Origin of the sequence: Massilia aurea (assembly GCF_024753205.1) — a bacterium.
Lineage (GTDB): Bacteria > Pseudomonadota > Gammaproteobacteria > Burkholderiales > Burkholderiaceae_D > Telluria > Telluria aurea.
The window spans coordinates 735,533-749,471 of sequence record NZ_JANUGZ010000002.1 but is presented as its reverse complement, the minus strand read 5'-3'; the positions used below and the strand labels follow the sequence as shown (position 1 = coordinate 749,471).

At 62.6% G+C, this 13,939-nt stretch carries 13 protein-coding genes; 10 read left to right on the top strand and 3 right to left on the bottom strand.

Going from position 1 to position 13,939, the window contains the following annotated elements; translation table 11 throughout:
- Position 1: 1 nt before the first annotated feature.
- Positions 2-2,071: a ribonuclease catalytic domain-containing protein gene (locus tag NX775_RS08825; RefSeq protein WP_258835649.1), complete on the top strand. Its 2,070-nt coding sequence runs from the start codon at positions 2-4 to the stop codon at positions 2,069-2,071.
- Between the two features lie 178 nt (positions 2,072-2,249).
- On the opposite strand, the gene NX775_RS08820 is transcribed toward NX775_RS08825, so the two are convergent.
- A complete protein-coding gene (locus NX775_RS08820; RefSeq protein WP_258835648.1) occupies positions 2,250-3,662 on the bottom strand; it encodes a hypothetical protein in 1,413 nt (470 codons plus the stop codon).
- Positions 3,663-4,151: 489 nt separating this feature from the next.
- Here NX775_RS08820 and NX775_RS08815 point away from each other — a divergent pair, with 489 nt between their 5' ends.
- The 4 genes from NX775_RS08815 (at position 4,152) to corA (ending at position 7,693) form a co-directional block, all read left to right on the top strand.
- On the top strand, positions 4,152-5,036 hold the full coding sequence (locus NX775_RS08815) for an energy transducer TonB (RefSeq protein ID WP_258835647.1): 885 nt from the start codon (positions 4,152-4,154) through the stop codon (positions 5,034-5,036).
- Entirely contained in the window at positions 5,033-5,848 is an 816-nt protein-coding gene (aroE, locus tag NX775_RS08810) for a shikimate dehydrogenase (protein WP_258835646.1), read from the top strand. The genes NX775_RS08815 and aroE overlap by 4 nt, the downstream gene beginning before the upstream one ends.
- Positions 5,849-5,860: 12 nt before the next feature.
- Positions 5,861-6,631 (top strand): monofunctional biosynthetic peptidoglycan transglycosylase, encoded by a 771-nt coding sequence (gene mtgA / locus NX775_RS08805; RefSeq protein WP_370660567.1) that lies wholly within the window; start codon positions 5,861-5,863, stop codon positions 6,629-6,631.
- Between the two features lie 96 nt (positions 6,632-6,727).
- Positions 6,728-7,693 carry a magnesium/cobalt transporter CorA gene (corA, locus tag NX775_RS08800; RefSeq protein ID WP_258835645.1) on the top strand — a complete coding sequence of 322 codons (966 nt, stop codon included), beginning with the start codon at positions 6,728-6,730 and terminating at the stop codon, positions 7,691-7,693.
- An 18-nt stretch (positions 7,694-7,711) separates the two neighbouring features.
- Here corA and hemL read toward each other — a convergent pair whose 3' ends face one another.
- Together hemL and thiD are read right to left on the bottom strand one after the other, a co-directional pair.
- Positions 7,712-9,010 carry a glutamate-1-semialdehyde 2,1-aminomutase gene (hemL, locus tag NX775_RS08795; RefSeq protein ID WP_258835644.1) on the bottom strand — a complete coding sequence of 433 codons (1,299 nt, stop codon included), beginning with the start codon at positions 9,008-9,010 and terminating at the stop codon, positions 7,712-7,714.
- 50 nt (positions 9,011-9,060) lie between these two features.
- A complete protein-coding gene (gene thiD, locus NX775_RS08790; protein WP_258835643.1) occupies positions 9,061-9,870 on the bottom strand; it encodes a bifunctional hydroxymethylpyrimidine kinase/phosphomethylpyrimidine kinase in 810 nt (269 codons plus the stop codon).
- 98 nt (positions 9,871-9,968) lie between these two features.
- Between thiD and NX775_RS08785 the strand changes: the two genes are divergently transcribed.
- The 5 genes from NX775_RS08785 to NX775_RS08765 all read left to right on the top strand — a co-directional run bounded on the left by NX775_RS08785 (position 9,969) and on the right by NX775_RS08765 (position 13,932).
- A complete protein-coding gene (locus NX775_RS08785) occupies positions 9,969-10,121 on the top strand; it encodes a rubredoxin (RefSeq protein WP_036170087.1) in 153 nt (50 codons plus the stop codon).
- A gap of 138 nt (positions 10,122-10,259) precedes the next feature.
- Entirely contained in the window at positions 10,260-10,655 is a 396-nt protein-coding gene (locus tag NX775_RS08780) for a response regulator (protein WP_183556317.1), read from the top strand.
- A 26-nt stretch (positions 10,656-10,681) separates the two neighbouring features.
- Positions 10,682-11,080, top strand: coding sequence for a response regulator (locus NX775_RS08775; protein WP_343828813.1), 399 nt, complete (start codon positions 10,682-10,684; stop codon positions 11,078-11,080).
- A complete protein-coding gene (locus NX775_RS08770) occupies positions 11,077-11,619 on the top strand; it encodes a chemotaxis protein CheW (RefSeq protein WP_183556318.1) in 543 nt (180 codons plus the stop codon). Before NX775_RS08775 ends, NX775_RS08770 begins: the two co-directional genes overlap by 4 nt.
- A 57-nt stretch (positions 11,620-11,676) precedes the next feature.
- Positions 11,677-13,932 carry a methyl-accepting chemotaxis protein gene (locus tag NX775_RS08765; protein WP_258835642.1) on the top strand — a complete coding sequence of 752 codons (2,256 nt, stop codon included), beginning with the start codon at positions 11,677-11,679 and terminating at the stop codon, positions 13,930-13,932.
- The last annotated feature ends 7 nt before the right edge of the window (positions 13,933-13,939 follow it).

The window sequence follows — 13,939 nt, the reverse complement described above, 5'->3', positions numbered from 1 at the left end:
CATGAATGTATTTTTTGAGGAATCGGGCGACTTCAAGGTCGGCGCCATCCTGTCGCAAGCCGGCGAGGCATACCAGGTCGAACTGGCCAGCGGCAAGCGCACCAAGGTCAAGACGCGTGACGTCCTGCTGCAATTTGAAAAGCCCGGCCCGCAAGAGCTGATGGACGCGGCCAAGGCCGTGGCGGCCGACGTCGACCTCGAGTTCCTGTGGGAAGTCGCGGGCGAAGACGAGTTCGGCTTTGCCGAGCTGGGCGCCGAATACTTTGGCCACGCGCCGCTGCCGCACGAAGCAGCCGGCCTCGTGCTGACGCTGCACGGCTCGCCGATTTACTTCTACAAGAAGGGCCGTGGCCGCTACAAGGCTGCGCCGGAAGCGTCGCTCAAGGCTGCGCTGGCAGGCATCGAAAAGAAAAAACAGCAGGCCATCATCCAGGCCGGCTATGTCGATGAGCTGAAAGCCGGCAAGCTGCCTGAATCGATGCAGCCGCTCGTGCACCAGCTGCTGTTCAAGCCGGACAAGAACACGATCGAATACAAGGCGTTCGAGGCTGCGGCTGATGATTTGAAGGTGAGTGCGGCGCGCCTGATGCTCGACGTCGGCGGGCTGGCCTCGCCCAAAGACCTGCACATGGGCCGCTTCCTGTTCGAGAACTTCCCGCGCGGCGCCGGCTTTGCGCCGGTGGACGTACCAAAAGCGCCGACCGACCTGCCGCGCGCCGACGTCGCCGCATTCTCGATCGACGACGTGACCACGACCGAGATCGACGATGCATTCTCCGTCGTCAAGCTGGACGATGGCACCGTCCGCGTGGGCATCCACATCGCCGCGCCGGGCCTGGCCGTTCGTCCGGACGACGCGATCGACAAGATTGCCCGTGCGCGCATGTCGACCGTGTATATGCCGGGCGACAAGATCACGATGCTGCCGGACGAGGTGGTCAATGCGTTCACGCTGGCCGAGGGCAACGATTGCCCGGCGCTGTCGCTGTATGCCGTCTTGAATCCCGAAGACTGGAGCGTCATCTCGACGACGACGCGCGCCGAGCTGGTGCCGATCAAGAGCAATCTGCGCCACAACGACCTGGACGACCTGGTCAATGAAGAAACCTTGGCCAGCGGCGAAGGCGAGTATCCGCACAAGGAAGAACTGGGCCAGTTGTGGCAGTGGGCCTTGCAGCTCGAAGCCGGCCGCATGGCAAAGCGCGAAGCGTTTGGCCTCAAGCCCGAGCAGGCCAACCGCATGGACTTCAATTTCTATGTCGAAGACGACGTGGTCTCGATCGTGCGCCGCAAGCGCGGCGCGCCGCTGGACAAGATCGTCGCCGAGCTGATGATCTTTGCCAACAGCACCTGGGGCAAGCTGCTGCACGACTCGGGCGTGCCGGGCATCTACCGCTCGCAAGGGCCGGGTGCCGGCGGCTGGGCCGCCAAGATGCAGGTGCGCATGGTCACGCACGCCGCGCCGCACCAGGGCCTGGGCGTGGACCAGTACGCATGGAGCACGTCGCCGCTGCGCCGTTACACCGACCTGGTCAACCAGTGGCAGATCATCGCGGCGGCCGAAAACGGCGTCACCGCGCCACTGGTCGCGCCGTTCAAGCACCGTGACGCGACGCTGTTCTCGATCGTGTCGAGCTTCGACGCGGCGTATGCGGCCTACAACGACTTCCAGCAGAACATGGAGCGCTACTGGTGCCTGCGCTGGCTGGGGCAGGAGGGCGTCAAGATGGTCGATGCCGTCGTGCTCAAGGACGAGCTCGTGCGCCTGACCGACGTGCCGCTGGTGGTGCGTTTGCCGGGCATGTCGCAGGTGGCGCGCGGTGCGCAGGTCAAGCTCGACATCGTCCGCTGGGACGAGATCGAACTGAACCTCGAGGCGCGCTTGCTGGAAGTGGCAAGCAGCACGCCGGATGCGGCATCGGATGCCGCGCTCGAGGAGGAAGACGACGCCGATACCGGTGAAGCAGCGGTGGCCGAAGCCGTGGAGGCCGAAGGCGCCGTTGCGGTGGTGGACACGGCTGACTTGTCACAAGCGACGCCGCCGGTGACGTCGGATACGCCGGCTCCATGATAAACAAAAGGGGAAAGGCCGTGGACACGGCCGCTATCTGAAACCGTGTGCGTTCTGTGTACGGCTGATGAGGACGCTGTATGCAGGATGCGGCCTGTTTTGTGGGGAATTGACAGGGGCACCTTAACGAGGCTTGCCGCTTGACCTCTTTTGTTGCGGGCCGATCAAGCAGTCTTTTTTACAGCAAGAATAAATTTTCTTTTTGCATGTACGATGGAATTTGCTTGCCGAACTTTTTAAGAAGTGAAGGCGCAAAGTCCAGGGCGCTCACTGCTTGCCACGTCTTGATGTTATCTTTCTCGGCCTTATGGCCGGATTTGTAATGCAATAAGATCCCCTCAGGGATGTGGTAGGCATAGGCACTGGAGGCATCCTGTAAATGCACGTTATCGACCCCAATCTTCTTTGGATCGATCTGCATATTTCCATCGAAAACAGACAATGAATTTTGATTGATCAGGCTTATTTCTAATCTTACATCGCCAGTGCTTGTTTCAAAGACGTTGATATTTTTACCATTGATAAAAATATTGCTCAGTTTATTCAATGCTGCTTTCACTGCGCCGCTTTTTGGGGACAGTACAACCTGAGGCGACATGGCCAATTTTGGTTCATAGTCATCAGTCTTCAATCCCAAGTAGCCCATAAGGCTCTTCAAGTTCGTTATCAAGACTTCTCTCTCGGTAGGTTCTGCATTGCTGACAGCGCCTTGCCCCATGCTGGAGGAAATAATCAGCTCTGATCCGCTTGCATCGCAATAATCAAGCAATTTCTGAAGTTGATAATTTGCAACCTTGATTGCGTGTGGTATCTCTCCTGACCATTGCGTTCTCCACGTCTCGTCAAACTTTCCTGAGTCATAATCCTCAGGAAACATAGTGGGCCAATACCGGTGCATACTGGAAGCGACATGATTCGTGAAGAAGAAGCTGACATCGGGCTTGGTCTGAATAAGTTGCCTTATGTAAATATCAAAGGCAATCTCGACCTGGGATACCCGTCGTCTGACAATACGATTGCTATTCAGACGTTCGCTGACGATCTGGTTTGATAACTTCAAAAATGTATTGGTAGTCAAGCCCAGATGCAGGGCGTTCTGAATAAATCGAGTCGCTTCCCGCATTGCGATACCTGATTTGACATTCCTACCATTGGCACGGACCATCGACAAATTAAACGCCTGAAAAGCGCTCAATTTTTCTGGAAAACACTCATCGCCTGCGGCAAAAGTGTCAGGGACATAAAACGCGAAATTGTCCAGATTGACTGGCAAAGGGTAGCTTTGAAGTGAGCCAAAAACCCCAACTTTTACGCCTTGCTGAGCTAAAAGGTTATATACATTTGGATACTCTTTATTGACCTGTGTTAGGTCCTGGCCCAAGTCACTTATTTCATGATGCACGTTTGAAACCCCACGATGCATGGTGGGCCAGGTGATCCAGGGGCTCAGATTGCCTACATCTGCAGTGTGGGTTTGAAATAGCGAACTATGGTTTCTTAATTTTGCAAATGCAGATTTTGGGTGAGAGCTTGCATAAAAGTCAAACAGCTTTATTGGTACTTCGTTCAGTTCATAGATGATTACGCCCATTTTCTTTCCCGCTCTTCAGACTGTAAAGAAGAATCTTCCTGAGGATTCTCCAATTTTATTGGTAAATTCTTTGATTGCTGTCGAATATTTTCTGTCCCGGATTCAATCTAAAACTGAATTTTCGTGGTGCATCTCGATCAGCAAGTAACTAACGTCATCTTATCCGCAAACCATAAATTCGAGAAGTACGTCTCTCTCTCTGGCGCCAATTGCAGCCAGGCTGATGACGATTTTGGCTCGTTTGCAAAGTTACTTGAGAAAGAGCGATCAGATGATAATCTCTTCGCCAGAAATGGGGAATTATCCAGGACTTGTCTCCTGCCAAATGCCAGGATCATGGGTCGATGCATGACTGGACGACAACGCCTGTTATCCGACTGATATTGTCAGACGTGCCACGTTGTGTCGCACGCCAATTCCACCTCCCCCTATGGGTTCGCCTCAGGTTAGAATGAATCAATTCTCCGATTCAATTCTCACCCGCAGCGCGTGAAGTCTCTCCTACACAACCGTCCCCTGATCATTGCCCTGGCCGTATCGGTGGCAGCCCACGCGGCGCTGCTGGCGGTGCGCTTTGCTGCGCCTGAAACATTTCGCCAGACCCCGGCCGACCCGGGGCTCGAGGTCATTCTGGTCAACGCCAAACACGACCGGGCGCCGGCCAAGGCCGACGCGCTGGCTCAGGCGAACCTGGACGGTGGCGGCGCCGCCGAAGCAGGGCGCGCCAAGTCGCCGCTGCCCGATCTGCGCAAGGTCGAGGATGGCGACAGCATCAAGGCCCTGCAGCGCCGTATCGCTGCGCTCGAGCAGATCCAGCAGGACGTCGTCACGCGCGCCCGCACGTCGAGCTTCACCGCGCCACCGGTCACCGAACGGGAAAAGCCGGACCCGTCGCGCACGGGCGAGGACAACCTCGATACGTCGCGCGCCATCTCGCGCAGCGCCGCCGAAATCTTCGAGCGCATCGAAGAAGAAAACCGCCGTCCGAAACGCACGAAGATCACGCCGAGCACGCGCGAGGCCGGTTATGCGCTGTACTACAAGGCGATGCAGAAGCGGATCGAGGAAGTCGGCACGCTCAATTTCCCGCAGCAGGCCGGCAAGAAGCTGTATGGCGAGCTGGTGGTGTACATCCCCGTCTATCAGGATGGCACGCTGTACCTGAAGGATGGCGGTCCGAAGGTCGAGCGCAGCTCGGGCAATCCTGCGCTCGACAAGGCGGCGCTCGACATCGTGCGCCGCTCGGCGCCATACGGCGCGTTCCCGGCCAATATGCGCACCAAGGGCAAGGACGATTTGTGGGAAGTGTTTACGCGCTTCCAGTTCACCCGCGAAGACAGTCTGCGCGCAACCCTGGGGAATGCCTCGCCATGACCGACCGTTACTGCGTTATCGGCAACCCGATTGCCCACAGCAAGTCGCCCCGGATCCACGCGCAATATGCCGCAGAGCTGGGCGAGGATCTCCAGTATGAACAATGCCTGGCGCCCGTCGATGGCTTTGCCGCCACGGTGGCGCGCCTGGTCGGCGAAGGCTACAAGGGCGCCAACGTCACCGTGCCATTCAAACTGGAAGCAGCGCGCCTGGCCACACGTTTGACAGCGCGCGCGCAGGCGGCCGGCGCCGTCAATACGCTGGTGTTCGATGGTGGCGAAATCGTCGGCGACAACACGGACGGCGTGGGCCTGGTGGCCGACATCGTGCGCAATGCCGGCGTCTCGCTGACGGACAAACGCGTGTTGCTGCTGGGCGCCGGTGGCGCCGCGCGCGGCGCACTGCTGCCGTTGCTGGACGCCGGTGCGCGCCAGATCGTGATTGCTAACCGTACGCTCGCCACCGCCGAGGCGCTGGTGGCGGAATTTGCCGGCCATGCGGCGCGCCTGGCGGTCAGCAGCTTCGCCGATGTCGACGGCCCGTTCGACGTGATCATCAATGCGACGTCGGCCAGCCTGGACGCCGCCGTGCCGCCGGTGCCGGCGAGCGTATTCGGCCCGGACACGCTGGCGTTGGATATGATGTACGGAAACAAGCCTACCGTGTTCATGGACTTTGCTGCAGGCCACGGCGCCGCCGTGCGCGACGGCCTGGGCATGCTGGTGGAGCAGGCCGCCGAAGCGTTCGCGCTGTGGCGGGGCAAGCGGCCGGGCACGGCGCACGTGCTGGCATCGATGCGACAATCACAATAACAGGGGTAACCCGTGGCTACATCGCAGAACAAGGGAACAGCGAAGACACCAGCGAAGGGATCAGCGAAGGCGCCAGCCAAGCGGCGCTGGATCAAGTGGCTCTTTCTGGGGCCGCTGCTGATCGTGCTGCTGGTCCAGCTGTATTTCTTCCTGATGGTGTGCTGGTATGCCCAGGTCGATCCGGGCTCGACCAGCTTCATGCGCGCGCAATTGTCGGTACTGCGCGAAACGAATCCCGACGCCACCCTCAAGCATGAATGGGTGCCGTACGAGCGCATTTCGTACAATCTGAAACGTGCAGTGGTGGCGTCCGAAGACGCCAATTTCAACGAGCACTACGGCGTGGACCTGAAAGCCATCGAGAGGGCTTACGAGCGCAACGAACGCCGGGGCAAGCTGGCCGGTGGCGGCTCGACCATCACCCAGCAACTGGCCAAGAACCTGTTCCTGTCCGGCTCGCGCAGCTATCTGCGCAAGGGCCAGGAAACGATCATCGCATTGATGCTCGAGACCGTGATGAGCAAGCAGCGCATCCTGGAAATCTACCTCAACGTGGCCGAGTTCGGCCGTGGCGTGTTCGGCGCCGAAGCGGCGGCGCGCTACTACTTCAAGACATCCGCCGCCAAGCTGAGCACGGCGCAAGCCGCGCGCCTGGCCGTGATGCTGCCCAATCCGCGCTTCTACGACAAGAACCGCTCGACCCGCTACCTGGAGCGCCGCACCAGCACGATCCAGCGCCGGATCCCGTCGGCCGACGTGCCACGTGCGGACGAGCGGCCATAAACGCGCGTTTGTGGCGCCGGAGTTGGCTCCGCGGCGGGCAAACGGTTACACTTGCGCTACTTTTGTCGACCGGCCAAGAATAGCGAGACCCAGCGCATGATCAATGTATTCGTCCTACAGAACGGCCGCCTGAACCAGGTCACGATCGAATCCCGCGAGGAACTCGAGAGCGTGGCGCCGGTCTGGGTCGACCTGACCGACCCGAGCGAGGAAGAGCGCGTCTGGGTCAAGGCCAAGTACAACGTGATCCTGCCGGGCGAAGACGAAGTCCAGGACATCGAAGCATCGGCGCGCTACTACGAAGCCGAAAATGGCGACCTGCACCTGCGCACCGACTTTTTGCTGGAAGAAGAAGACGGGCCGTCGCGCGTGATCACGGTGGCGTTCATCTTGTCGGGCAAGATCCTGTTCTCGGTGCACAACGACGACTTGCCGGTGTTCCGTCTGGTGCGCATGCGCGCCCGTTCGCGGCCCGGCTCGATCGAAGACTATATGGACGTGCTGCTCGACCTGTACGCGACCGACGCCGAGTATTCGGCCGACTCGCTCGAGGGCATCTACGAAAGCCTCGAAGAAGTCTCGACCCGCGTGCTGCAGAAAGAATTTACCGACCAGGACGCGGCCGCTGCACTGAACGCGATCGCGCACGAGGAAGACTTGAACGGCCGCATCCGCCGCAACATGATGGACACGCGCCGCGCAGTCAGCTTCCTGATGCGCGGGCGCCTGCTGAACTCGGACCAGTTCGAGGAAGCGCGCCAGATCCTGCGCGACATCGAGTCGCTCGACGGCCACACCTCGTTCCTGTTCGACAAGGTGAACTTCCTGATGGACGCCACGGTCGGCTTCATCAACATCAACCAGAACAAGATCATCAAGATCTTCTCGGTGGCCTCGGTCGCGTTCCTGCCGCCGACCCTCATCGCCAGTGTCTACGGCATGAACTTCACCGTGATGCCCGAGCTGCAATGGCGCTTCGGCTACCCGCTGGCTATTTTGTTGATGATTGGCTGCGGCGTGGCGCCGTTGTGGTATTTCAGAAGGCGTGGCTGGCTGAAGTAAGCCAGCCAGTCCTGCGGATCACCCAATCCGCTTGAACACGCGCCGCGCCGCTTCAATGGTCTCGTCGATCGCCGCGTCGTCGTGCTGGATCGACACGAAGCCGGCCTCGAACATCGCCGGGGCAAAGTACACGCCTTCGTCCAGCATGCCGTGGAAGAAGCGGTTGAAGCGCTCCTTGTCGCCGGCCATCATTTCACTGTAGCTGCCCGGGACTTCCTTCGAGAAGTACATGCCGAACATGCCGCCCACGGCGTCGCCGCAGAAGTCGATGCCCGCTTCGCGCGCGGCCTCGGTCAGGCCGGCCACCAGGCGGTTCGCGGTGGCGCTCAGGCGCTCGTAGAACCCGGCTTCCTGGATCAGCTTGAGCGTCGTCATGCCCGCCGCCACCGCCACCGGATTGCCCGACAGCGTGCCGGCCTGGTACACCGGGCCGATCGGCGCCATCTTCTGCATCAGTTCGGCGCGCCCGCCGAACGCAGCCACCGGCATGCCGCCGCCGATGACCTTGCCCAGTGCGGTCAGGTCGGGCTGGATGCCGTACATGCCCTGCGCGCCTTGCAGGCCCACGCGGAAGCCGCACATCACTTCGTCGAAGATCAGCACGGCGCCGTGCTTCGTGCACAGGTCGCGCATACTCTGCAAAAATTCTGGCGTGGCGCGGATCAGGTTCATGTTGCCGGCCACCGGCTCAACGATCACGCAGGCGATCTCGTCGCCCATCGTCGCGAACGCGTCTTCCAGTTGCGCCACGTCGTTGTAGTCGAGCACGAGCGTGTGCTTGACGAAGTCTTCCGGCACGCCGGCCGAGGTCGGATTGCCGAAGGTGAGCAGGCCACTGCCGGCTTTGACCAGCAGCGAATCGGCGTGGCCGTGGTAGCAGCCTTCGAACTTGACGATCTTGTCGCGGCCGGTGGCGCCGCGCGCCAGGCGCAGCGCGCTCATCGTCGCTTCGGTGCCGGACGAGACCAGGCGCACCTGCTCGATCGATGGCAGCAGGCGGCAGATTTCTTCGGCGATCTCGATTTCGCCTTCGGTCGGCGCGCCGAACGACAGGCCGTTGGCGGCGGCGGCCTGGACGGCCGATACCACTTCAGGGCGGGCGTGGCCCAGGATGGCCGGGCCCCACGAGCCGATGTAGTCGATGTAGCGCTTGCCGTCGGCATCCCAGAAGTGCGGGCCGAGGGCGCGCGTGATGAAGCGCGGGGTGCCGCCGACCGAGCGGAAGGCGCGCACCGGCGAATTGACGCCGCCGGGCGTGGTCAGTTGGGCACGGGCAAACAGGGTGTCGTTACGCGAGGTGGCTTGTTCAGTGGTCATGTTGACGTTTCAAGAAGAGGAAAGACCGTCCCGCGCAGCGCGCTTGAAACTCAGGGACGGAAGAATTTGGCGGGAATGAATTTACCCATCCCGAAGCGTTGTGCGTTCTCGAGCGCGCCGGTGGTGTATTCCTGCGCCACGGCCAGCGCGGTCGGCGCATCCATGCCGCGCGCCATCAGGGCGGTGAACGCGGCCGAATAGGTGTTGCCGGCGCCCAGGAACGGGCCGGGCAGGTGCTGCCAGTCGACCCGCGCGACTTCGCCGCTGGTGTCGAACAGGCGGTTCGAGCAGGCGCCGGCGGTGTCGCGCGTGCCGGTGACGAGCACATACTGCAGGCCGGACGAGGTCAGTTCGGCCACGTCTTCATCGAGGTTGCCGGGATCGGCATCGCCGCCATCGCGCCACAGCTCGGCCATGCGGCCCAGTTCGGCCTGCGACAGGATCAGGGCGGTGGCTTGCGGCGCCAGAATCGAGCGCAGGGCCATCAGCATTTCTTCGTCGCCCATGCCGGCGTCGGGCAGGGCCGACAGGAACGGGTCGAGGATCAGCGGCGCGTCTGGATAGTCGGATACGATCTCGGCAATGGCGGCCAGGTGCAGCGCGGTGCCCACGGCGCCGACCTTGAAGGCGGCGATCGGCATGTCTTCGAGCAGCGCGCGCGCCTGTTCGGCCATCCAGTCGCTGTCGAGCTCATACATGTGCTCGACACGGGCGCTGTCGGACACCAGCAGACCCGCAATGGCCGACAGCCCGTGGCACCCGAGGGCGGCAAAGGCAGCGACGTCCGATTGCACGCCCAGCGCGCCGACGGGATCGCAGACGCCAAAACTCAGGATGAGGGGTAACGGTTGGTTTTGCACGACGGGTAGATTAAGATGCCGGATTCTGATTCCACATTTTACTAGATACAAGGATCAACACCGTGAGTACTGAATCCACCGCCCCGTTCCTGACCTGGATGTGCCTGATCTGCGGTTGGGTCTACGATGAAGCTGCCGGCGCACCGGAGGACGGCATTGCGCCGGGCACCCGTTGGGCCGACGTACCGATGAACTGGACCTGTCCCGAGTGCGGCGCACGCAAGGACGACTTTGAAATGACAGCGATATAACACCTGTTGTTGTGCCTGCATGGCATCCGGATAACCCCCTGATGCCATCGCAAACGTGTAGTTGACTCCCTGCAACACTTTGCGCACAAGAAAGATTCGTTATGCTATCGTGGCACTTCAAGCCGAAGTGAAACGACCATGACGACATCGCCGCAATCATCAAGCCTGACCATCATGGTGATCGATGACAGCAGCACGATCCGCCGGTCAGCAGAGATCTTCCTGACCCAGGCGGGCTACCACGTGGTGCTGGCCGACGATGGCTTCGACGCGCTCGCCAAGATCAACGACCACCATCCTGCGCTCGTGTTTTGCGACATCCTGATGCCGCGCCTCGACGGCTACCAGACCTGCGCGCTGATCAAGAAGAGCGTGCGGTTTCACGCGACCCCGGTGCTGATGCTCTCGTCCAAGGACGGCCTGTTCGACCGCGCGCGCGGCGCGATGGTCGGCGCCAGCGCCTACCTGACCAAACCCTTTACCAAAGACAGCCTGCTGGCGGCCGTGCGCGAGCATGCGCCGGCGGCAGGCTGACGATTCAACCAACGCTGGAGCCCTGCGTGGCCATTCAAAAGATTCTCATCGTCGACGATTCGCCGACCGAACGACTGTACCTGACCGACATCCTGGTCAAGAACGGCTTTACCGTATGCACCGCCGTCAGCGGCGACGAAGCGATCGAGCGCATTCGCGCCGAGCGCCCGCAACTGATCCTGATGGACGTGGTCATGCCCGGCACCAACGGCTTCCAGGTGACCCGCGCCATCTCGCGTGATCCGGAACTGGCGGCGCTGCCGATCATCATCTGCAGCAGCAAGGACCAGGAAACCGACCGTATCTGGGGCATGCGCCAGGGCGCCAAGGAATACCTGGTCAAGCCGGTCGATCCGGCGCGCCTGCTGGCAGCCATTGCGGCGCTGGCCGTGCCGGGCGACGCAGCCGGCAGCGTGAAGGCATGACCACCGGCGGCGCGGACGAACGTGCAGGCCGCCGCGATCCCGCGGCGCGGCGCACCCGCCTGCGCCTGTACCAGGAACAGCTGCTCGAACGGATGCAGGCAGCGAAAAACGGCGCCGGCGCCAGCGTCGCGCAGCTGGGCCTGGCCATCGGCGGCGCGCGCTACCTGGTCGACCTGGCCGAAGTGGGCGAGATCGTCGCGCCCGTGCCGGTCACGCCCGTGCCGCTGACCCGCCCGTGGTACCTGGGGCTGGCCAATGTGCGCGGCAGCCTGCTGGGCGTGATTGACCTGGCCCGCTATCTCGATGACGGGCACGTGGCCGCAGCGGCGGTCCCTGGCAGCACCCCACGCCTGCTGGTGTTCGCGCCAGCCCTGGGCTTGAATTGCGCGCTGCTCGCGTCCGCGGTGTATGGCTTGCGCCATGCCGGGACGATGACGCGCGACGGCGACGCCCTGCGCGATGCCGATGGCAACACATGGATGCCGCTGTCGCTGGCGGCGCTGGTGCGCGAAGAGCGCTTCCTGCACATTGCACGCTAACCGAACACACTAATTGCAGCACAGGGAGCCGGAATGGGATTCGCCTCGAAATTGACCATGAATGTCTTCGCCAGGAGTGGCGCAGCCGATGACGCGGTGCGCCCGGTCACGCCGGTTCCCGTTCTTGATGCTGCTGCGCCTGACGGGGCAGCCAGTGGTTCGGCTGCCGCAGCGGCGCGGCGCCTGGGCGGCTTTCGTGGCCGTGACGACGCCGTCGCCGATGGCGCGGGCGACATGCGCGCGACGCTCATGGGCGGCAGCTTCCAGCCGAATCGCCTGCGCCTGTTGCTGGGCGCCGTCGCTGCCGGCGCGGTGCTGACCGTGCTGGCCATGTGGCAGAACGCTGCCAGCGACGCCCGCCTGGCGGGACAGAGCCAAGTTGCTGGCGACGCCGTGATGCACTCGCAGCGTTTCGCCAAGGCGGCGCCGATCGCGCTGCGCGGCGATGCGCAAGCGTTCTTCCAGCTGGAAGAGAGCCGCACCGAGCTGGGTCGCGAACTCGATCTGCTGGCGCGTGGCGGCCAGTCGCCGACCGGCCGCATTCCCGCTGCCAGCGGCGAGCGCGCCGACGATCTGCAACAAGCCATCGTGCTGTGGAACCGCTCGTCCAAGGCCGCTGCCAACATTCTCGGCAACCGGCGCAACCTGATCGCCTTCGGCGGGAGCCTGGCCCAGTACGAAGAAGTGGGCCCGGAACTGATCGCCATTGCCGAACGCCTGCAGCGCGACGAGTCCGCCGACGCGCGGCGTCAGATGGCAGCTCTGAGCCTGCTGTCGGTGACCCAGCGCCTGACGGCCGGCGCCCAGACCTTCAACACGCCGGGTTCGACCCAGAACGCGGTGACTTACATTTTGGGCGACATCGCCTCGCTCGAAGCACTCGTCGACGGCCTGCTCGATGGCGGCGGCCGTTATGGCCTGGCCCCGCTGACGGACCTCGAAATGCGCGTGCGCCTGTCGCGCACCCGCGACAGCCTGCGCGAATACGTCAAGACCGTCACGCCGCTGATCGGCAACCTGACCAGCTACGCTGGGGCGCGCGCCGCCGAGCGCCTGATCTCGCGCGACAGCGAACCGCTGCGCGTGATGCTCGCCAAGCTGCACATGGATTACCAGCGCGACCAGGCCGAGATCAGCCCGTGGTTCTGGCTGGCCATCAGCGCCGGCGTGTTCACGCTGCTTGCCACGCTGGGCACCACCCGGGCCATGCTGCAGGAATCGCGTGAACGGGCCGCTGGCGCCGAAGGGCGCCGCCAGGAGGCCGAAGCGATGCGCCACCTCGCGCAGACCAAGGAAGAAGAAGCCAAGGCCACCAATGAACAGAACCAGGCCGCCATTTTGCGCCTGATGAACGAACTGCAGGACGTCGCCGACGGTGACTTGACGGTGCAGGCGACGGTGTCGGAAGACATCACCGGTGCGATTGCCGACTCGGTCAACTACACGGTTGAAGAACTGCGCGAGCTGGTCGTGCGGGTCATCCGCACGGCCGAGCAGGTGGCGCGCGCATCGAACGGTGCGCAGGACGTCTCGACCGAGCTGCTGGGCGCGGCCGAGCAGCAGTCGCGCGAGATTCAGGATGCGTCGACGACGACGCTGCGCCTGGCCGGCCTGATTACCGACGTGTCGCGCTCGGCCCTCGAATCGGCCGACGTGGCGCGCCAGTCGGTGGCGGCGGCGGCGCAGGGCTCGACCGCGGTGCAGAATGCGATCGAGGGCATGCAGGAGATCCGCGAGCAGATCCAGGAAACCTCCAAGCGCATCAAGCGCCTGGGCGAATCGTCGCAGGAGATCGGCGAGATCACCGAACTGATTTCGGACATTACCGAGCAGACCAACGTGCTGGCGCTGAACGCCGCGATCCAGGCCGCATCGGCCGGCGAAGCAGGGCGCGGCTTCTCGGTCGTGGCCGAAGAAGTGCAGCGCCTGGCCGAACGCTCGGGCGACGCGGCCAAGCAGATCGGCGCGCTGGTGCGCACCATTCAGACCGACACCCACGACGCGGTGGCGGCAATGGAAAAATCGACGCAGGGTGTGGTCGAGGGGGCGCGCCTGTCGGACGCCGCCGGCGCTGCGCTGTCGGACATTTCGCGCGTCTCGAACCGCCTCGGTGACCTGATCGGCGACATGTCGACCGCCACCGAACGCCAGGCCACCAAGGCCACCGGCGTGGCCGACAAGATGCAGCAGATTCTCGCCGTGACCGAACAGACCCGCCAGGGTACCCGCCAGACCGCGCTGTCCATTCAGGAACTGGCCACGCTGGCGCAGGAATTGAAGGATTCGGTGTCCCGCTTCCGCGTGGTATCCTGACCGGGCG